Below are 20,210 nucleotides of genomic sequence, written 5' to 3' on the forward strand. Positions count from 1 at the left end.
TGCGAGACATTGCTTGAGGGGCGTCGAGCACTATCTGCACCGGCACCCACAAGTACGGGCACGACTGGAAGCGGAAATCGACCCTGCCAGCGGGACCGGGAATTAGCGCAGGGTATAGAAGGGGTAACTTTAGGACGACACTGCGGCTGCCTGGACGAACCTCTTGGATCAGCAGGGAGCCGCCAGTTGGACCGCAGCTAAACGCCATCGAGCAAAGAGGCGACACCAGAGATATGGCGCCACAGCCAAAAACCCTCACTTTTAGGGAAGGGGGCCCCAAAGCTCTCTACTTAAAGCTCCCTGCCTGCTTCTCTTCGTTGTAATTGGTGATCAGCAGTTCTTCTGAGCTGAGCATCAGCAACGAATCACCACCCTCGCCCGTCGCTGGGCATCCCCACCAACACAGTTCTTCCGATTGCTCCTCGTGCCTACTGCCAGTCCCTCGTGTCGTGGGTCTGTGTGCTGGCCATGGGAAGCGAACGCGGGGAGCAATCGAAAGGAAATACGACATTATGAGTATCGCAAGCATGGACGCTGAGCCGTCCGAACAACTGCCCATCGTGATCGAAGGAATAACCTTCCAGCCCAACTCGGAAGGCCTATGGTCTCTTACCGAGATCTACAAGGCGCTACCTGAGCTGACCAAACCGCCAGCCCAGTGGCGTGGCCGTGAACGTGACTACTTTGAGCGATGTGCAAATTTGCATATCGTCCACGGTGACCAAGGCGGCACCTGGGCAACTGAACGCGCCACCATTGCTTATGCGATGGCCTGTTCTTTGGACTTCTATGTCATGGTCGTGGATGCCTTTGTCATCATGCGCAATGACGCCATCTTGTCCGCTCGAATGGCTTCTCTGGCTTTGGCCGAGAAAGACAAGCTCCTGGCCGACAACATGCCCAAGGCAAGCGCGCTGATGCTCAAGGCTGCGGGTCATGGCATCTCTTGGACAGACGCATGCCGGGCCGCAAAGATCAAACAACCAGGGCTCGCCAAGCAGTACCTGCTGGCAATCAAGAAGTTTTGTAAGAGGTTCGACCATGTCCTGGGGGTCGATGTTATCCGCCCTAACCCACAGGCGTTCGAGCTTGGCTACTTCAAGCGCCACGTAGGACCGTACGGAAGCATGGAAGGCTGGAAAGTGTCTGATAGAGGCGTTAACTGGCTTGAAAACCGGGCCGACGAGATCAACGCAGCAATCCAAGAGCGAAACAGGCGGGTAGCCAAGTCTCGGCGTGAACAGCAGAAGGTCTTAGCCAAGCTGGCGGGTTAGCCCAGTACGGCAGTTCATAACTGGGAGCTTCAGGCCCTTGGAGCCCCTAATGAAAAACCGATAGAAATTTTCGAGCCCCCATGCAATCAAGCTCGATACAGACACTCCCCCCGTGCCCGCCCCGTCCCCTGCTTGGGATATTCACCCGGTCGTCAATAGCCAACATCTCCTGCTCACTTGTGCTGACGGATCGTTGCCACGAGAACGACCTCACCGACCTCAATTGGGTACACCCTCAAGACCACAGCTCCGTGAATACGCCTGACCACTCACTATCGTATTCATTAGGGTTTACTTTAGCCTTGAATACAACGATCATCAGTGCATCTAAACCCTAATGAACACAAAAGGGAGGCTATAGATGGCACAGGTCGGCTACAAACGAGTTAGCTCAACGGACCAGAACACTGCTCGCCAATTGGATGGCATAGCACTGGATGAGGTCTTCGAGGATCAGCTAAGTGGAGCGACCACAGATCGCCCTGCACTCCAAGAGATGCTCCGGTACGTCCGCAAGGGAGACACCATCCACGTCCACAGCATCGACCGCCTCGCACGCAGCCTCAAGGATCTGCTGGAGTTGGTGGAAGACCTCAAGGCTCGCGGCGTACAACTCCACTTCCACAGGGAGGGACTGCTTTTCACCAGCGAGAAGAATCACACCCAAGACCTGATGCTGAGCATGATGGGAGCAGTGGCTCAGTTTGAGCGCAGCATGATTCGTGAGAGGCAGGCCGAGGGAATCGCTAAAGCCAAGGCAGCGGGGGTCTATAAAGGCCGAAGCAAGACCGTGGACGACAGGGCAATCCAAAGTGCTATTCGTGGAGGATTGAGCTTCCGAAAGGCCGCAGAAAGTCTCGGCGTGAGTCTGAGTACTGTACAACGTGCGATGAAGGGCCTCAGACCTTAGATCCTTAGATCCTTAGATCCTAATCTTCGCACCAGATTTTTTACTTTTAAATGCAAGAAGTGGTTATGAAAAAAACGCACCGTCTTCAAACTCGAAATAAGCCCAAACGACGACCACAAACAGCTAAAAGTCGAAGCTAAAATTAGCTTTCATAATGCATATCCACTTGAACCCCCAAAACCTTACCTTCCGGACCACGATCATCAAGCTTAAGTACAACCTTCTGACTTAATAAGTCATAGTCTTCGTCATCCATTAAAGGACGCACCGCATTGAGCTGATCCTCATTTACGGAAGCAATATATTGAAAACCGAGCTCTTCCGACAAAGCTGCAGCCACCTTAAATAGGATTGCTCGCTGCCGCGGGTCAATATCACTAAACAACCGACTATCATGCCAGATAAATCTTACATCATGATTCGAGCGCAAGTAAGCAACGCTTAAGTCATAGCAAAACAATTTAACCGCATTAATTCCATCTGAGCCATCCGCTTCAATCCTCACATCGAAGTCGTATCGCACTTTATTCTCACCAGAATTGTTTCCAAGGGTGATACCACAGGGCGAATCTGGGTAAAACTCTCTTGCCAACTCCGAGAAGATAGACAGTCTCTCAGACCGCTCCAACTCTGTCTCATCAAGATATTCATTAGCTTTTAAATTTTCCTCAGCAAGCTGAAGTTTTATCTGAGCAGCTTCCTCTCGACTTTTATGTAATAACTGCTGATAGTCAAGAAGCTTTTGTAGCTTAGCCTTGGAATCCGAAAGTTGAGCACTTACAGCCGCATACTGATCAAGAGCCCTCTTGTCAGACAGGTAAGATAGCTTCCTATCGAGCTCCGCACCTTTCTCAGCAATTGCTTTAGCGGCTGCCGATATTTCTAATTCGGCCTTTCTCCTTTCCTGACTAAGACGAGTAAGTCGATTGCTCAAAATTTTCTTATGGAAATTTTCAACATCCGAAAGCGACTTCAGAGCCTCTGCCTTGAAGGAGCTAAGCAGTTCGCCGTATACCACTTTAATTTTATCAAGAGATATATCTCCACGAGTCTCCATGCTGCGCTTTATATTTTCAACCGAGCTCTCGTATATAATCTTCTTATTCTTTAACTCTCTCAGCTCAGAAGCAAGTCGATTCGCAACCTTTTCTATCTCGTAATAATCCTCAGCAACTCTAAACCCCTCAAGATCCGCAACGTAACGATCTACTTGCTCCTGCAGAAGCTTAGCTTGCAAAGAAGCATCTTTGTTACCAGTGTAATACTCTTTTATGAACGGATCAGCCTTGAAGTTTTTCTCAAACTGCTCAACTTGTACCTGCCGACTGCGAAGATTATATTTTTTCTCCACCAAGGATATATCCAGCCCAAGAAGAAAGACATTCCTCAACAGCGTAGTATATGGCTCACGATCAGAGCTTGTAACCTTAGGGTCGTTATAATCGGCCTTTGTTCGGCGGATAAAACGAGGAATCAAAGACCTGAAGCTTAGCTGTCCTCCCGTTGCAAACGCCGGAATTTCAAATGTCCCTTTTTCAAGGACCTCATTGAAAGCCTTTAGCTTTAGCACTTCCTCGTTAAGCAAAACCTCTCCCTGTTTATCCGTCGAACGAATAACGTGGAAAAGGCGCCCCTTAAGAGTAAAAACCAGGTGGAATTCCCACCCAGGAAGATGCTCCTTGAATGCTTTATTTGAATTGGAGCCCAGACAGAAATGGACAATTTCAACAAGTAGAGATTTACCAACGCCATTATATGACTTATTGTCATTATCAACAGAAGAGGCATCCTGCCTCGACCCCATAATAAGAGAGATACCAACATCATTAAACCTTACCCTCTTAAAACTTTCGCGATTTGCATACAACTCAACTAAGCGCATGACACCACATCCTTTCTTAGCCTTACAATCTCGCCATGCGCATTAAGATCAATCGCCCCAAAGGCATACAAGGCATCGAGAGCAAGTAACATATTATCAAAACTCTGATAGGCCGGATACTTGGATGACTCCCGCTCAAACGCGCGCCACAACTGATCCAACGTAATAGGCTCGACCACTTTTTCAAGAATAAAAGAGCCAAACCCTAAGAGCGACTCTGCAAAGCTTATATGTTTAGCAGGCATTAACATACGCGGGCTCCTCAAAAATATCACAAGTCTCAAAGTACTTTGACATCACGACAAGTGCCGCATCTTTTTTTAACCTATCTTTTGCACCATTACCACTCAATGGAGCCATACGATCCAATATATAAGCAAACCGCAAATCTCCGATGGAGGAACCCGACTGAGAGCTTGTAATCAACGCAATGCTTTCCGCATAGTACCCTGCCAGATGGTCGCGCAGACTTTGCTTTGCAAAATCACTATTCTTCGACAAATAGTCATCTACCTGCCAGACCTCAACCTGCTTCCCTCTAAGCCAAGCCCCGCACAACCCTAACTGATTAAATTTTATTTTATCTTCAAAATCGGGACTTATTAGCTTTGAACCAAGATCCATCTCAGGCGGCGAGTTTAAGATATGACCAATGACCTCCCCTAAAACCCCATAATCCAAAAACTCCCCGCTATTAAAATCTGGAACGCCTCCAATAATCATCATCATCTGATCTTCGGAGAGAGCGATAAACTCATCCTCCAGATTCTTATTCAAAAAAACATTAGCCCCTTTCAATCCATGCGAAGCTTTTATCGAAGCCAACGCTCCATCAATTTCTATATTCGTCCCTTTGTACTTATCATTAAAGACAAAAATATACTCCTGCGGAACGCATATTTTACTCCAATAGGGTATTAATTTGTCTTGAAAATCTTCCTGCGCCTTCTTAATAGCCGCTACTTTTGTAACACTTGGATTTTGAGGGGCATAAACCTGATAATAACGACCGAAGGCTGCTTCATATCCATCATTCCCTCTATCTCCTTGATTCCCGTAAGGCTGAACTTTCACGAAGCCAGGGCGAGAATACGACATAATCTGACCAAAAAAATTCTCAAACTCGAAACCTTCAGCTCGATGAACTTTCACTTGAAACATTAACCTTGCAAGCATCTTCTTTTCTGTCGGATTCATCGCAGCCCGCACTCCTTACGGCACATGGCGCCCCCTCACAGCGAGATAAAGACGCGCCATCTCCGATCCGTTACCCATCGAAAACAGAGAAAATCGAGCCCCCATTCTATTGGGAAGCCTTTTGAAAATCTCCCTACCCTTGGGAGCATTCTGTACCAACACAGATCGCCTGTGGCTTGAAGGTTCGCCCGCTGTCCCCGACACTGTCACCAAGCCTGTCACCATCATGTCACCAGAACCACTTGAGTCCCCCCTATGAAGCCCGCTACGCTTGGTCTGCCGCCAGCCTCCTCCCAGTTCTGGGCCAACCCGGAAAACTTCGGAAAGTACTGGTGGTAATGGATATGGTCACGAACCCCAACGGGCCCATCTGCCCGTGCGGCAGCGGCAGCACCCTGGACACCTGCTGCGGGCACTTTCACGCCGGGACACCTGCCCCCAGCGCGGAACTCCTCATGCGTTCGCGCTACAGTGCCTATGTACTGGGCCAGATCGACTACCTGCTGAGCACCACCCTGCCGGCGCAGCAGCCTGGGCTCGACCGCGACGCCATCACCGCCTGGAGCCAGCAGAGCACCTGGCTCGGCCTGGAGGTGGAGGGCGCCGAGGTACTGGGCGGCAAGCCCGAGCACGCCTTCGTCACCTTCACCGCACGCTGGCACGATGAACAGGGCGAGCACAGCCACCGGGAGCGGTCGGCCTTCGTGCAACAGGGGGATCACTGGTATTTCATCGACCCGACCGTGGAGCTGAAAGCCGGGCGCAACGACCCTTGCCCGTGCGGCGGGGGTCAGAAATTCAAGAAGTGTTGCGCGGGCTTCCTCTGAGGCCCGCGCGGCGGCCTCAGTCCTGCAACTTGAGGTGCGAGATGTCCGGTGGCGGCGCAGCCGGGCCGGACTTGGCCTGGCCCATGTCGCTGCCAACCGGCGCCAGGCTGAGGCTGGACAGGTCGAGCTGAGGCGCCTGGGGCTCGGCCTTGCGGTCCTGCAGGTCATTGCCCAGCGGGGCAATGCCGAAATCCGGGGCATCGACATCAGCGAACGCCGCCATGTACTCATCCCGGGGCGCGACCTTCAGACGACGCTGCCCACCCTCGGAAACGGCGGCGGCCGGTGCAGGCGAAACAACCGGAACAGGCGGCGCGACAGGAGGCGGTGGCGCCAGTTCGATCTCTTCGATTTCCTCGGGCATGGCCGCCACTTCGACCAGGGCACCAGCCCGCTCCAGGGTCGAGCGGTATTTCTCCGCCCCCGCCGCGTCCAGATTATTCTTGATGACGATGCGACGGCCCGAGAACAGCAAGGCGATGCGCTGGGCATCGGCCTGGAACAGCTTGGCCAGGTTGGCCTTGACCAGTTCCAACTGGGCTCCGGGCACCAATTGGCCGGCAAAGGCGATCTCGTAACTAGCCATGTTCACACTCCTGTCCTAATCGATCTTCAGTATGGCGCAGGTTTTTTTGCGTCTACAACACATTGCAGCCAAGCAGTTGCTTGTTACACTGACGCGTCCTTTGGAGTATCAAATGTTTTCTCAGGCGCAAACGATAAGAATTCTCAGCCTACTGATGGTTTTGGGCCTGCTTTCAGGCCTCGGCGGATGTTCTACCTGGCTCACCGGTGGGTTCGAAGACCCGGATGTCCGCTTGCTCAAGGTCGACGTCGTCAAGGCCAAACTGCTGGAGCAACGTTTCGTCCTGCGTTTTCGTATCGACAACCCCAACGGCATGAGCCTGCCGGTGCGCGGCCTCGACTATAGGGTGCATCTCAACGAAGTGCTGCTGGCCGAAGGCGAATCCGATACCTGGTTCACCGTTCCTGCCCATGGCCATCATGTCTTCGATGTGCCGGTGCGCACCAACCTGTGGCGCCACGTGCGGCAGATCGTGAAACTCCTCGAGCACCCCGACGAACCCATTCGCTATCGCCTCGAAGGTGAGGTGAAAACCGGTTTAATGTTCGGCCGCAACGTGCACATGTCGCGCAATGGCGAGATAATTCCCGGAGAATTCATCCCGGAGTAACTCGCATGACCCAGCAACCCCACGTCCACGGCCCTGACTGCAACCATGATCACGACCACGCGCATGATCATGACAACGGCCATGTGCACGGCCCGCACTGCAACCACGGCCACCAGGAGCCGGTGCGCAACGCCCTGAAGGACGTTGGCCGCAACGACCCGTGCCCCTGTGGCAGCGAAAAGAAATTCAAGAAGTGCCACGGCGCCTGATCCGCCCATGAGTGCATGGATACTGGCCGTGCTCGGCATTGCCCTGATCGCGGGCCTCGCGCTTTATGCGCTGCACCTGTGGCGGCGCGTCTGGGCGCGGCAACGGGCCCGGCAGCAACACGACCAGGAGCGCCACGAACGGCTCGGCAGCGATTTGCAGATCCTTGCCAGTTGCCTGCTCGACGGCCAACTGCCGCTGATCGAAGGGGCCATCCGCATCAAGGTGCTGCTCGACAACTACGACAGCCAGTTGAGCCAGGATCAACGCTGCCAGGTGTTCCACCTGTTGTTCGAGGCCACCGCCCACGTGCCGACCCATGCCGACTGGAAAGCGCTGGAAAAGACCGAGCGGCGGCGCCACGAAAAACACTTCAACGAGCTCGAACTGCAGCACAAGGCCGCTGCCCGCAGCGCCGCCCGCTGGCTGATCGACGAAGGCCTGCAGCACCCCGCCCAACGCGCCTGAGCCTCTTGCCAGGCGCCTTGCCGCTCACTACCTTACGCCACGCCCAAGAGCATCGACGCCCGCCGTCGAGCCCTCCGGCGTTGCCAGGCTGTCGAGCGGCACTATGCTTTTCCCCATTCTTTTGCCCTGCGTTCTGCAAGGAGTCAGTTGCATGCTATTGCGCGCGCTTCGCCCCACGGCCCTCCTGAGCCTCGCCGCTGCCCTCACCGGCGCGCTGACCCTGAGTGGCTGCCAGTCGTTTCTCAACAGCCGCTACAGCAGCAGCGTGTTGCCGGACCAGGGCATCGTGCGGGTCCAGGGCCTGGCCCAGAGCGTGGTGGTGCGGCGCAACCCGCTCGGCATGCCCCTGATCGAAACCACCACCTTCCATGACGCGCTGTTCGCCCTCGGCTACGTGCACGCGGGCGATCGCCTGAGCCAGATGGTCGGCATGCGCCTGATGGCCGAAGGCCGCCTGGCGGAAATGGCCGGCCCCGGCGTGCTGGAGATGGACCGTTTCATGCGCGCGGTCAACCTGAAGAAAAGCGCCGAGGTGCTGTACAAGGACGCCTCGCCGCGCCTGAAGCGTTTCTTCGAGGTCTACGCCCGCGGCGTCAACGCCTACCTGTTCCAGTACCGGGACAAGCTGCCGATGGACATCGCCGAATCCGGCTATCGCCCGGCCTACTGGAAACCCGAAGATTCGGTGCTGATCTTCTGCCTGCTGAACTTCGGCCTGGCGGTCAACCTGCAGGAAGAAATCGCCGCCCTGGTCATGGCGCAGAAAGTGGGCAGCGACAAGCTCGCCTGGCTGCTGCCGACCTACTCGGACGAGCCTCTGCCCTTCGATGAAGCGGACAAGCTCAAGGGCCTGGCGCTGGGTGGCCAGATCGCCGGCCTGAATGCCGTGAGTCAGGCCACCAGCCAGTTCGCCCAGGCCCACATGCTGGGTGTCGCCGCGTCCAACAACTGGGCCATCGCCCCGCAACGCAGCCGCAGCGGCAAGAGCCTGATGGCCAACGACACCCACCTGCCGCTGTCGATGCCCTCGGCCTGGAACTTCGTGCACATCCGCGCCCCGAAATTCCAGGCGGCTGGCGTGTCCATCGCCGGCGTGCCTGCCGTGGTGGCCGGCTTCAATGGCAAGCTGGGCTGGGGCATGACCATGGTCATGGGCGACAACCAGGACCTGTTCCTGGAGAAGGTCAAACGCGAAAACGGCCGTCTCTACTACCTCGCCGACGGCAAATGGCAGGCCGCCCAGGAGCGTCAGGAAACCTTCTTCATCAAGGGCCAGCGGCCGATTCGCGAAACCGTGTACGAAACCCGCCACGGCCCGCTGCTCAACTCCGTGCTGGGCGAACGCAAGCACATGCTGCAGCCGCTGCAACTCGGCAGTGGTTATGGCCTGGCGCTGAAAACCGCGCAGTTCGAAGCGGACAAGACCCTGGACGCGTTCTTCGACCTGTCCCGCGCGCAATCGGTGGAGCAGGCCTTCGAGGCGACGCGCGATGTCCGCGCCATGGCGTTGAACATCGTCTTCGCCGACGCCCAGCACATCGGCTGGCAGGTGACCGGCCGCTTCCCCAACCGCCGCGAAGGGTTGGGCCTGGTGCCCTCTCCGGGCTGGGAGGGCCGCTTCGACTGGGATGGCTTCGCCGACCCGATGCTGCACCCCTACGACCAGGATCCTCCACAAGGCTGGCTGGGCACCGCCAACCACCGCACGGCGCCACGCGGCTACGGCATGCAGCTGTCCAATTCCTGGTACTACCCGGAGCGCTACGAGCGCCTGGCGCAATTGGCCGGCAGCGGCAAGCACGACACCAAAAGCATGATCGCCATGCAGTACGACCAGACCTCACCCTTCGTCGCCAAGCTGCAGGCCATGTTCGAAGCCCCCGGCATGGCCGAACCGCTGAAGAAGGCCATCGACGCCCTGCCCGAGCTGGACCGGGCCAAGGCCCGCGAAGCCCTCAGTCGCCTGATGGCCTTCGACGGCAACCTGGCTGCCACCTCGGCCAATGCTGCGCTGTACGGTGCCTTCCTGCATGAAAGCGCCCGGGCTATCTTCCTCGACGAGCTGGGTCCGGAAACCAGCCCTGCCTGGAAGGCCCTGGTGGAGACCGCCAACAGTTCCTACTCGGCCCAGGCCGATCACCTGCTGGGCCGTGAAGACAGCCCGTTCTGGAACGACGTGCGCACGCCCGGCACCGACGACAAGCCCGCGATTCTGGCGCGCAGCCTGGCGGCCGCCGTGACCCACCTCGAAAGCCGCCTGGGTGCCGATCGCAACGCCTGGCAGTGGGGCAAGCTGCACACCTATAACTGGCGCACCGAGACCACCCAGTTGGCGCCGTACATGAGCGCCAGCCAGCGTGCGACCATCAACTCGCTGCAGGGTTACCTGGACCGCGGCCCCTTCCCCGCCGGCGGCGACCACACCACCCTGAACGTCTCGGCGTATCAGTGGGGGCAGGATTTCGACACCTGGCTGATTCCGGCCATGCGCATCATCGTGGACTTCGGCCGTGCCGAGCCGCTGATCGGCCTCAACAGCTCTGGCCAGTCCGGCAACCCGGCCAGCAAGCACTACGCCGACGGCATCGACGCCTGGATAAAGGGGCAATACATGACCTTCCCCTTCCAGTCGCAGAACCTGGAGAAAGCCTACGGCACCAAACGCCTGCTGCTCACACCGGGCAAATAACGACCGTTCGTCGGCTTCGAATGAACCAAACCCGTCCGGGCCGGCTCTGAGAAAGTGGACTTACTCCATAGATCATCGATTTAAGGGCGCCTTTGGTGCCCTTTCTTTTGCCCGCAATTTGGCGAGCCGTTCTCGATGAACCGGCAAAACCGATCGAAACCCAAGCGCCGAATACTGGCAAAAAAATATCACCGCCGTGAACTTCTGCGGCTGGTGGCACTCAGAGACTGTGCATCGATTGATTCTCCAGGCGCCTCAGGCGCCTATTTTTTTGCCCACCTGAAAGCACGGGCACAAAAAAACCGGGCCATGGCCCGGTTTTTTTCACATCGCCCGACTCACGCCTTGGGCAGGGTCACGCCCAACTGGCCCTGGTACTTGCCGCCGCGATCCGCGTACGACACTTCACAAGCCTCATCGGACTGCAAGAACAGCATCTGCGCAACGCCCTCGTTGGCGTAGATCTTTGCCGGCAGTGTGGTGGTGTTGGAGAACTCCAGGGTCACGTGCCCTTCCCATTCCGGCTCCAGCGGGGTCACGTTGACGATGATGCCGCAACGGGCATAGGTGCTCTTGCCCAGGCAGATGGTCAGTACGTCGCGGGGAATGCGGAAATACTCGACGGTGCGGGCCAGGGCAAAGGAGTTCGGCGGGATGATGCAGACATCGCTTTTGATGTCGACGAAGCTCTTTTCATCGAAATTCTTCGGGTCCACCGTGGCCGAGTTGATGTTGGTGAACACCTTGAATTCGTCGGCGCAGCGCACGTCGTAGCCGTAGCTGGAGACCCCGTACGAGATCAGACGCTCGTTACCTTCGGTACGCACCTGGCGCTCCACGAACGGCTCGATCATGCCGTGCTCGAGGGCCATGCGGCGAATCCATTTATCCGATTTGATGCTCATGGCGGGCGTCCTGATTGGGCTGAAGGTGAAAAAGTGAGCGCATCTTACCGGGGCCGGCCACAGGGTTCAAAGCCTGTTGTCCGGGGCGGTCGCGCAGCCTGCATTCGCGGCGACAAACGATAAATAACAGAAAGGTGCACAGAGCATTCGCGCTTAGCGTTAAAAGCGAGTATGGTGTTTCCACTGTGCTGCATGTGTCACCGCGAATCGCTACCAGATGCCTAGATTTCGATCCAAACATCGTCCGACTCCTAGTACTCGTTGCACTCAGTCCCGGCCTGGGCTTTTCCAGGGCTGCTATTACTTTTGTTAGGAGACATCACATGTCCAATCGTCAGACTGGCACCGTTAAGTGGTTCAACGATGAGAAAGGCTACGGCTTCATCACCCCGCAATCCGGTGACGATCTCTTCGTACACTTCAAAGCCATCCAGAGCGACGGCTTCAAGAGCCTGAAAGAAGGCCAGCAAGTTTCCTTCGTGGCCACCCGTGGTCAGAAAGGCATGCAAGCTGAGGAAGTTCAGGTTATCTAACCTGCACTGACTGCTTGAAAAAAGAGCCCCGCTTCGTGCGGGGCTTTTTTATGCCTGCGATAACCTGGCGGGCCATGGGTGCCGAACCGCCAGGTCCGGCACCACACGCAGGCTTCAGTCGTCGCTAACCATGATGGTCGGCATCGCCTGCTGCGCCCCACCCTGCGCGATACGCGCACCCACGCTGCGGGCAGTCGCCTGGTAGATCATGGCGATCTGGCTTTCCGGGTCGGCCACGGTGGTCGGCTTGCCGCCGTCCGATTGCTGCCGGATGGCCATGGACAGCGGCAGCGAGGCCAGCAGGTCGACATCGAACTGCGCCGCCAGCCGCTCGCCACCCCCTTCGCCGAACAGGTGCTCGGCATGGCCGCAGTTCGAGCAGATGTGCACCGCCATGTTCTCCACCACGCCGAGCACCGGGATGTTCACCTTGCGGAACATCTCCACGCCCTTCTTGGCGTCCAGCAGGGCCAAGTCCTGGGGCGTGGTCACGATCACCGCGCCGGCCACTGGCACCTTCTGCGCCAGGGTGAGCTGGATATCGCCGGTGCCCGGCGGCATGTCCACCACCAGGTAATCCAGGTCATTCCAGGCGGTCTGGGTAATCAGTTGGATCAGCGCCCCGGACACCATCGGGCCACGCCAGACCACCGGGGTGTTTTCGTCGGTGAGGAAGGCCATCGACATGACCTCCACACCATGGGCCTTGAGCGGCACGAACCACTTCTGGTCCTTGACCTGTGGCCGGGTGCCCTCGGGAATGCCGAACATGATGCCCTGGCTCGGTCCGTAGATATCCGCATCGAGAATGCCGACCCGTGCGCCTTCGCGCGCCAGGGCCAGAGCCAGGTTGGCAGCAGTGGTCGACTTGCCGACCCCGCCCTTGCCCGACGCCACGGCAATCACGTTCTTCACGTTGGCCAGCGCTGGCACCTGGTCCTGCGCCTTGTGGGCCTCGATCTCGCAGTCGATCTGCACCTGGGCGCGTTCGACGCCGGCGACGCCCTCCAGGGCCATCTGCAGCATCTGCGCCCAGCCGTTCTTGAACAGGTCGGCGGCATAACCCAGCACCAGGCGCACGCGCACCGTGCCGCCCTGGATGTCCACCTCGCGCAGGCAGCCGGCGCTGACCGGATCCTGGTTCAGGTGGGGGTCGGTGTATTGCGACAGAACAGCTTCGATCGCTGCGCGGGTAACCACAGTCATGAATAGCTCCGAAAGGCCGAACAAGGCAGGTGCCCATGTTACCCCAGGCCTGCCCCGGAAAGCGCAGCGGCGCCGCTGAGGCATGGGACCGCAGGGCAACATCCGGCCGCCCGGCGTCGCTCGCGGCCCAGAGCACGGGTTTGCCGCCAAGGGTGAAAAAAAAGCCTCAGGCCTATATAGTTAGCGGCTTCCCGAGTTACCCAGTGCAGCCGATCCCCATGACCGAAGCCCGCAAGATTCTCGTTACCAGCGCCCTCCCCTATGCCAACGGTTCGATCCATATCGGCCATATGCTCGAGTACGTGCAGACCGACATGTGGGTGCGCTTCCAGAAACTGCGTGGCCACCAGGCCGTTTATGTTTGCGGCGACGACGCCCACGGCTCGGCGATCATGCTGCGGGCGGAAAAGGAAGGCATCACGCCGGAGCAGCTGATCGACGGCCTCAAGGCCGAGCACAGCGCCGACTTCGCGGACTTCCTGGTCGATTTCGACAACTACCATTCGACCCACTCCGAGGAGAACCGCGAGCTGTCCGCCGCGATCTACCTCAAGCTGCGCGACGCCGGCCACATCACCACCCGCTCGGTCACCCAGTATTTCGACCCCGAGAAGGGCATGTTCCTGGCCGACCGTTTCATCAAGGGCACCTGCCCGAAATGCGCGTCCGAGGACCAGTACGGTGACAACTGCGAGAAGTGCGGTGCCACCTACGAGCCGACCGACCTGAAGAACCCGCGCTCGACCATTTCCGGCGCAGTGCCGGAGCTGCGTGACTCCAAGCACTTCTTCTTCAAGCTCCCCGACTTCGAAGCCATGCTCAAGCAGTGGACCCGCAGCGGCACCCTGCAGGACGCCGTGGCCAACAAGCTTTCCGAGTGGCTGGACAGCGGCCTGCAGGAGTGGGACATCTCCCGCGATGCGCCCTACTTCGGCTTCGAGATTCCCGACGAGCCAGGCAAGTACTTCTACGTCTGGCTGGACGCGCCGATCGGCTACATGGCCAGCTTCAAGAACCTCTGCGCCCGCCGCCCGGACCTGGACTTCGATGCGTTCTGGAACAAGGACTCCACCGCCGAGCTGTACCACTTCATCGGCAAGGACATCGTCAACTTCCACGCCCTGTTCTGGCCCGCCATGCTCGAAGGCGCGGGCTACCGCAAGCCGACCGCGATCAACGTGCACGGCTACCTGACCGTCAACGGCCAGAAGATGTCGAAATCCCGCGGCACCTTCATCAAGGCCCGCACCTACCTCGAGCACCTGAACCCCGAGTACCTGCGTTACTACTACGCAGCCAAGCTCGGCCGCGGCGTGGACGACCTCGACCTGAACCTCGAGGACTTCGTGCAGAAGGTCAACTCCGACCTGGTCGGCAAGGTGGTCAACATCGCCAGCCGCTGCGCGGGCTTCATCCACAAGGGCAACGCCGGCGTGCTGGTCGCCGCCAGTCCGGAACCGGAGCTGTGGGAAGCCTTCCAGGCCGCCGCACCGAGCATCGCCGACGCCTATGAGGCACGCGACTTCTCCCGTGCCATGCGCGAAATCATGGCCCTGGCCGACCGTGCCAACGCCTGGATCGCAGACAAGGCACCGTGGGCGCTGAACAAGGTCGACGGCAAGCAGGCCGAGGTGCAGGAAATCTGCGCCCTGGGCATCAACCTGTTCCGCCAGCTGATCATCCTGCTCAAGCCGGTTCTGCCGAACCTGGCGGCCGACGCCGAGGCCTTCCTCAACGTGCCGGCTCTGACCTGGAACGACCTGAGCACACCGCTGGCCGACCACCAGCTCAACCCGTTCAACCCGCTGCTGACCCGTATCGAGCCAGCGAAAGTCGACGCCATGATCGAAGCGTCCAAGGAAGACCTGGCCGCCGAAGCCAGCGCCCCCAAAGGCAATGGCGAACTGGTCAAAGACCCGCTGGCCGCCGAAATCGCCTTCGACGCCTTCGCGGCCGTCGACCTGCGCATTGCCCTGATCGAGAAATGCGAGTTCGTGGAAGGCGCCGACAAGCTGCTGCGCCTGACCCTGGATATCGGCGACGAGAAGCGCAATGTGTTCTCCGGCATCAAGTCGGCGTACCCGGACCCGAGCAAACTGGAAGGCCGCCTGACCCTGTACGTGGCCAACCTGGCCGCGCGCAAGATGAAGTTCGGCGTGTCGGAAGGCATGGTGCTGGCAGCCGGCCCTGGCGGCGAGGAAATCTACCTGCTCAGCCCGGACAGCGGTGCCAAGCCGGGCCAGCGCGTCAAGTAAGCCGCCCGCCGCTGGATACGCTGACCTGCGCCGGAGCCCGATGGCTCCGGCGCATGCTTTCCAGCCACATTACGTACACGATCCATCAGCAGCGACGCCCCACGCGCATGAGCGAGTTCATTTTCGTCCTGATCGGCGCCGCGCTGGTCAATCACCTGGTCCTCAGCCTGCCTGCCCTGGCCGGCACGCCGCCCGGTGCCCGGCTGCGCTTCATCGGCCCGGCCACGGCGCTGCTGATCCTGCTGGCCGCGCCGTTGAGCTGGCTGCTGCAGCGCCAGCTGCAGGCCTTCGACCTCGGCTACCTGCACCTGATGCTCGTGCTGCCTCTGCTCGCGACCCTGGCCTGGGGCATCCAAGTTCTGATCCTGCGCTGGCAACGCCCTGAACAACCGCTCGACGGCCTGCTGCCGCTGTTGCTAGGCAATGGTGCCGGCCTGGGCGCCCTCCTGGCAGGCACCTCCGCGGAGAGCTTTCCCATCGCGTTGACACTCGGCCTGGGTGGCGGCCTGGGTTTCTGGCTGATCCTGCAGCTATTGAACGACCTGTTCGAGCGTGTCGAGCAGTGCGACGTGCCGACCCCGTTCCGCGGTGCGCCGTTGCAGCTGATCTGCACCGGCCTGATGGGCATGGCCTTTCTCGGCCTCAACGGCCTGGGGGCGGCATGAGCAGCCTGATCAGCGTGCAGGCCATCGACGCCCTGCTGCCCCAGACCCAGTGCGGCAAGTGCGGCCACCCCGGCTGCCTGCCCTACGCGCAAGGCATCGCCCAGGGCGAAGCGATCAACAAGTGCCCGCCCGGCGGCGAGATGACCGTCCGTGCCCTTGCTCAGCTGCTGCAGGTACCGGAACTGCCACTGGAACTGCCGGCAGTCCCCCCCCAGATCGCCCTGATTCGCGAAGCCGAATGCATTGGCTGCACCAAATGCATCCAGGCCTGCCCGGTGGACGCGATTCTCGGCGCCGCCAAGCTGATGCACACCGTGATCACCGCCGAGTGCACCGGCTGCGAGCTGTGCGTGGCGCCCTGCCCGGTGGACTGCATCGACATCCTGCCCCTGAACGGTGAGGCAGCGGAGGCGCAACGCCAGCGTGCCGACCAGTTCCGCCAGCGGCACGACGCCCGCCAGACCCGCCTGGCCAACGAGGCAGCGCGGCGCCAGGCTGACCGTGCCGCCCGCGTCCTGCCAGCGATGGCCACCAGCACGGCTACAGAAAATCCGGTTGCGCCGCCAACCTCGGTTCAACCCCCTGCCGACGTGGAAGCCCGGGAGCGCCACAAGCGCCTGAAGATCGAGGCCGCCATGGCCAAGGTGGCGCTGGCCAAGGCCGAGAAGCAACTGGCCAGCCGCGGCACCCCCGAGCTGCAGCGCCAGGTCGACGCCCTGCGCCAGGCCACCGAGCAGGCCCAGCGCGATCTGGACGCCGCCCAGGTCCCGCCAACCGCCGGGGAAGCCGCACTCAAGCAAGCCAAAATCGCCCTCGCCATGCGCCGTACCGAATTGGGCAAGGCCGAACGCCAAGGTTTGAGCGAGGCCCAATTGCTGCCACTGCGCCAGGCCCTGGCCGACGCCGAGCGCGCGTTGCACGATGCCGAAGACGCCAGCGGCAAGCCCCAGCCGGTGCTGGTGCGCACCGACAAGAAACCGGTGGACACGCAGTTGCGCGAGATGAAAACCGAATTGGCTTATGCCCGCGCCGCACTCCAGCGCCTGGAGCGCCGGCAACCGGTCGATGCAGCCATGCTGCAACAGGCCCGCGAGCGCCTGGCCGCCATCGAACAGCGCCTGCATGACTACGCTGCCAACTGAATCGACCTTCGACCCACGCCTCGGCATGCAGCGCGTGCTGCTCGCCTGCCTGCCGGGCGCGCTGGCGTTGCTGTGGTTCAACGGCTGGGGCCTGCTGCTGCAACTGCTGCTGGCCAGCGCCAGTTGCTGCGCCTGCGAGTACCTGACACACCGGCTGCGTCGGCAACCGGCACCGCTGGCAGCGGACAGCCTGTTCAACCTGCCGCCCCTGGCCGAAGGCAGCAGCCTGGTCACTGCCGTCCTGTTGGCGCTGGCACTGCCCACCTACACGCCCTGGTGGCTGACGGTGAGCGGCGCCGCCTTCGCCACGCTGTTCGGAAAATCCCTGTTCGGCGGTTTCGGCCGCAACCCGTTCAACCCGGCCATGCTGGGTTATGCCTTCGTGCTCGTCGCCTTCCCGCTGCACATGGCGCACTGGCCTTCTCCCCAGAGCAGCGCGTCGCTGCTGGCGGCGCTGCAACAGATCCTCGGGCTCGGCAGTGGCCTGGTCGATGGCTGGAGCCAGGCCACGGTCCTGGACAGCCTCAAGCACAACGACCGTCTGACCATCGACGAACTGTTCGCCAGCCATCCGGCCTTCGGCGGGGTCGGTGGGCTGGGGGCGGAATGGGTCAACCTGGCGTTTCTCACCGGCGGCCTGTGCCTCCTGCAGCAACGGGTCATCCGCTGGCAGGCGCCGGTGGGCATGCTGGCCGCGCTGTTCGTGATCAGCCTGCTGTGCTGGAACGGCTCGGGGTCGGACTCCAATGGCTCGCCCCTGCTGCACCTGTTCAGCGGTGCCACGATGCTGTGCGCCTTCTTCATCGTCACCGAACCGGTCAGCGGCCCCGGCAGCGACCGCAGCCGCCTGTATTTCGGGATCGGGGTCGGCCTGCTGGTCTATGTCATCCGGACCTGGGGCGGCTACGCGGACGGCGCGGCCTTCGCCGTGCTGCTGATGAACCTCTGCGTGCCGCAGCTGGAGCGTTTCGCCGCGCGCCAGGGGGCGAAACCATGAACAGCCGCGCGCGCCAGGTGCTGACCCTGTTGCTGGTCGCCCTCCTCGGTGGCGGCCTGCTGATTACCCTGCAGCAGCTGGCAGCCCCTGCCATCGAGCAGCAGCGCCAGGCCGCCGCCGAACGCAAACTGCTCGACCTGCTGCCCACCGGCAGCTACGACAACCACCCCTTGCGCCAACCGATCCCCCTGCCGGCCGGCGGCCTGCTGGGCAATGGCCAGCCCACCGAGGCTTACCAGGCGAGGCTCGGTGGCCAACTGACGGCTGTGTTGCTGCCGGTGCAGGCCAAGGGCTACGAGGGTCCGATTCTGTTGCTGGTGGCGATTGCCCCGGACGGGCGCCTGATCGCCAGCAAAGTGCTGCAGCACCGCGAAACGCCCGGCCTGGGCGATCTTATCGAACCCCAGCGAAGCCCTTGGTTGCTGGGCTTCGAGGGCAAATCCCTGGACGATTCCCCAGCCAGCTGGACGCTGCGCGCCGAAGGCGGCCAGTTCGACCAGATCGCCGGCGCCACGGTGACGTCACGCAGCACCACGGACGCCCTGCAGCGCGCCCTGCGTTTCTTCGAGGCGCAACGTCCTCAGCTGCTCGGAGAAGCCGGCCATGACTGAACCGCGCACCACCCTCGTTCTGCTGGGCGTGCTCGCCCTGCTGGGCAGCACCGGCCTGCTGGTCACGGCCATCACCATCGGCGGTATCGGCCTGGTGGTGCTGAGCCTCTGCGGCCTGCTGCTGGTGCCATTGCGCCGCCTGCTGCACGGGCCTGCCCTACTGTTCGCCGCACTGCTGGTCGGCGGCGTGCTGATCAGCCTGGCGGCCCTGCTGCTTCAGGTCCACAGCGCTGAACTGCATGCCTACCTCGCACCGTCCTTGCCACTGCTGCTGTTGCCTTGCCTGGGACTGGTGCTGGATAGCCGTGTCGAGGCCCGCTCCGGCCTGGTCATCGGCCTGTGGTTCGCGGCACTGGCCCTGCTGCTCGGCCTGCTGCGCGAAGGGCTCGGCAACGCCACGCTGCTGACCCATGGCGACTGGCTGCTGGGCCCGGGCTCAGCGGGTTTGCAGTTGTCCCTGGCCAACCTGAATGGCGCACACCTGCTGACGCTGGCGCCCGGCGCCTTTATCCTGCTCGGCCTGCTCCTGGCAGCCCTTCGCCACTTTCACCACGACGAACGCCCATGAACGCCGCCAAACGCTACGAAATCTTCCGCCGCCTGCACGAAGACAACCCCGAGCCGAAGACCGAACTGGCCTACAGCACACCGTTCGAGCTGCTGATTGCCGTCATCCTCTCGGCCCAGGCCACGGACGTGGGTGTGAACAAGGCCACCGCGCGCCTGTTCCCGGTCGCTAACACCCCGGAAGCGATCTACGCGCTGGGCTACGACGGCCTGTGCGAGTACATCAAGACCATCGGCCTCTACCCGAGCAAGGCGAAGAACGTCATCGAGACCTGCCGCATGCTGGTCGAGCTGCATGGCAGCGAGGTCCCGCAGACCCGCGAAGCGCTGGAAGCCTTGCCCGGCGTGGGTCGCAAGACGGCCAACGTGGTGCTCAATACCGCGTTCCGCCAACTGACCATGGCCGTGGACACCCATATCTTCCGCGTGAGCAACCGCACCGGCATCGCCCCGGGCAAGAACGTGGTGGAGGTGGAGAAGAAGCTGCTGAAATTCGTGCCCAGGGAGTTTCTGCTCGACTCGCACCACTGGCTGATCCTGCACGGCCGCTACGTGTGCCAGGCCCGCAAACCACGCTGCGGGAGCTGCCGTATCGAGGACCTGTGCGAATACAAGCTCAAGACATCCGACGATTGAGCGATCATTGATTCGGCTGATCAGTCGATTGAAAAAATCTTTT

General features: G+C 60.3%; 21 protein-coding genes. 15 read left to right on the forward strand and 6 right to left on the reverse strand.

From position 1 onward, the window contains the following. The first annotated feature begins 512 nt into the window (after positions 1-512). Both N5C28_RS17075 and N5C28_RS17080 read left to right on the forward strand, forming a co-directional pair. Entirely contained in the window at positions 513-1,274 is a 762-nt protein-coding gene (locus N5C28_RS17075) for a hypothetical protein (RefSeq protein ID WP_279824193.1), read from the forward strand. A 361-nt stretch (positions 1,275-1,635) separates the two neighbouring features. Next, positions 1,636-2,184 (forward strand): recombinase family protein, encoded by a 549-nt coding sequence (locus N5C28_RS17080; protein ID WP_279824196.1) that lies wholly within the window; start codon positions 1,636-1,638, stop codon positions 2,182-2,184. Positions 2,185-2,326: 142 nt separating this feature from the next. Here the strand turns inward: N5C28_RS17080 and N5C28_RS17085 are convergent, their stop codons facing one another. From N5C28_RS17085 to N5C28_RS17095, 3 genes are read right to left on the reverse strand one after another with little or no spacing between them, the layout of a single operon-like run. Then, entirely contained in the window at positions 2,327-4,066 is a 1,740-nt protein-coding gene (locus N5C28_RS17085) for a DUF2326 domain-containing protein (protein ID WP_279824198.1), read from the reverse strand. Next, complete coding sequence (locus N5C28_RS17090; protein ID WP_279824200.1) at positions 4,057-4,317, reverse strand: ABC-three component system middle component 6; 261 nt, start codon at positions 4,315-4,317, stop codon at positions 4,057-4,059. Before N5C28_RS17090 ends, N5C28_RS17085 begins: the two co-directional genes overlap by 10 nt. Next, complete coding sequence (locus N5C28_RS17095; RefSeq protein WP_279824202.1) at positions 4,301-5,263, reverse strand: ABC-three component system protein; 963 nt, start codon at positions 5,261-5,263, stop codon at positions 4,301-4,303. Before N5C28_RS17095 ends, N5C28_RS17090 begins: the two co-directional genes overlap by 17 nt. A gap of 344 nt (positions 5,264-5,607) precedes the next feature. On the opposite strand from N5C28_RS17095, the gene N5C28_RS17100 reads away from it, so the two are divergent. Then, positions 5,608-6,090, forward strand: a complete 483-nt coding sequence (locus N5C28_RS17100) for a YchJ family protein (RefSeq protein ID WP_279824405.1) — start codon at positions 5,608-5,610, stop codon at positions 6,088-6,090. Between the two features lie 16 nt (positions 6,091-6,106). On the opposite strand, the gene N5C28_RS17105 is transcribed toward N5C28_RS17100, so the two are convergent. After that, on the reverse strand, positions 6,107-6,676 hold the full coding sequence (locus tag N5C28_RS17105; RefSeq protein ID WP_279824204.1) for a hypothetical protein: 570 nt from the start codon (positions 6,674-6,676) through the stop codon (positions 6,107-6,109). Positions 6,677-6,788: 112 nt separating this feature from the next. Here N5C28_RS17105 and N5C28_RS17110 point away from each other — a divergent pair, with 112 nt between their 5' ends. From N5C28_RS17110 to N5C28_RS17125, 4 genes are all read left to right on the forward strand, one after another. Then, positions 6,789-7,286: an LEA type 2 family protein gene (locus N5C28_RS17110; RefSeq protein ID WP_279824406.1), complete on the forward strand. Its 498-nt coding sequence runs from the start codon at positions 6,789-6,791 to the stop codon at positions 7,284-7,286. 5 nt (positions 7,287-7,291) lie between these two features. Next, complete coding sequence (locus N5C28_RS17115) at positions 7,292-7,495, forward strand: SEC-C metal-binding domain-containing protein (RefSeq protein WP_279824206.1); 204 nt, start codon at positions 7,292-7,294, stop codon at positions 7,493-7,495. 7 nt (positions 7,496-7,502) lie between these two features. After that, positions 7,503-7,961 carry a DUF2489 domain-containing protein gene (locus N5C28_RS17120; protein ID WP_279824208.1) on the forward strand — a complete coding sequence of 153 codons (459 nt, stop codon included), beginning with the start codon at positions 7,503-7,505 and terminating at the stop codon, positions 7,959-7,961. 151 nt (positions 7,962-8,112) lie between these two features. Continuing rightward, entirely contained in the window at positions 8,113-10,650 is a 2,538-nt protein-coding gene (locus tag N5C28_RS17125; protein WP_279824210.1) for a penicillin acylase family protein, read from the forward strand. 338 nt (positions 10,651-10,988) lie between these two features. On the opposite strand, the gene dcd is transcribed toward N5C28_RS17125, so the two are convergent. Beyond that, entirely contained in the window at positions 10,989-11,555 is a 567-nt protein-coding gene (gene dcd, locus N5C28_RS17130) for a dCTP deaminase (protein WP_279824213.1), read from the reverse strand. 323 nt (positions 11,556-11,878) lie between these two features. Between dcd and N5C28_RS17135 the strand changes: the two genes are divergently transcribed. Continuing rightward, on the forward strand, positions 11,879-12,088 hold the full coding sequence (locus N5C28_RS17135; RefSeq protein ID WP_003245585.1) for a cold-shock protein: 210 nt from the start codon (positions 11,879-11,881) through the stop codon (positions 12,086-12,088). A gap of 114 nt (positions 12,089-12,202) precedes the next feature. Here N5C28_RS17135 and apbC read toward each other — a convergent pair whose 3' ends face one another. Beyond that, positions 12,203-13,294 (reverse strand): iron-sulfur cluster carrier protein ApbC, encoded by a 1,092-nt coding sequence (apbC, locus tag N5C28_RS17140; RefSeq protein WP_279824215.1) that lies wholly within the window; start codon positions 13,292-13,294, stop codon positions 12,203-12,205. Between the two features lie 218 nt (positions 13,295-13,512). Between apbC and metG the strand changes: the two genes are divergently transcribed. The 7 genes from metG (at position 13,513) to nth (ending at position 20,167) form a co-directional block, all read left to right on the forward strand. Continuing rightward, the gene (gene metG / locus N5C28_RS17145; RefSeq protein WP_279824217.1) at positions 13,513-15,549 is read left to right on the forward strand and encodes a methionine--tRNA ligase; all 2,037 of its coding nucleotides are present in this window, start codon (positions 13,513-13,515) and stop codon (positions 15,547-15,549) included. Positions 15,550-15,656: 107 nt separating this feature from the next. Continuing rightward, positions 15,657-16,214, forward strand: a complete 558-nt coding sequence (locus N5C28_RS17150) for an Rnf-Nqr domain containing protein (protein WP_279824220.1) — start codon at positions 15,657-15,659, stop codon at positions 16,212-16,214. Positions 16,215-16,219: 5 nt separating this feature from the next. Then, positions 16,220-17,356 carry an RnfABCDGE type electron transport complex subunit B gene (locus N5C28_RS17155; protein ID WP_279824407.1) on the forward strand — a complete coding sequence of 379 codons (1,137 nt, stop codon included), beginning with the start codon at positions 16,220-16,222 and terminating at the stop codon, positions 17,354-17,356. Continuing rightward, a complete protein-coding gene (locus N5C28_RS17160; RefSeq protein WP_279824222.1) occupies positions 17,337-18,353 on the forward strand; it encodes an RnfABCDGE type electron transport complex subunit D in 1,017 nt (338 codons plus the stop codon). Before N5C28_RS17155 ends, N5C28_RS17160 begins: the two co-directional genes overlap by 20 nt. Continuing rightward, entirely contained in the window at positions 18,350-18,964 is a 615-nt protein-coding gene (locus N5C28_RS17165) for an RnfABCDGE type electron transport complex subunit G (protein WP_279824224.1), read from the forward strand. The genes N5C28_RS17160 and N5C28_RS17165 overlap by 4 nt, the downstream gene beginning before the upstream one ends. Then, positions 18,957-19,532, forward strand: a complete 576-nt coding sequence (locus tag N5C28_RS17170) for a hypothetical protein (protein ID WP_279824226.1) — start codon at positions 18,957-18,959, stop codon at positions 19,530-19,532. The genes N5C28_RS17165 and N5C28_RS17170 overlap by 8 nt, the downstream gene beginning before the upstream one ends. Further along, positions 19,529-20,167: an endonuclease III gene (gene nth / locus N5C28_RS17175; protein WP_279824228.1), complete on the forward strand. Its 639-nt coding sequence runs from the start codon at positions 19,529-19,531 to the stop codon at positions 20,165-20,167. Before N5C28_RS17170 ends, nth begins: the two co-directional genes overlap by 4 nt. The last annotated feature ends 43 nt before the right edge of the window (positions 20,168-20,210 follow it).

It is taken from the genome of Pseudomonas sp. GD03944, assembly GCF_029839275.1.
Taxonomy (GTDB): Bacteria; Pseudomonadota; Gammaproteobacteria; order Pseudomonadales; family Pseudomonadaceae; genus Aquipseudomonas.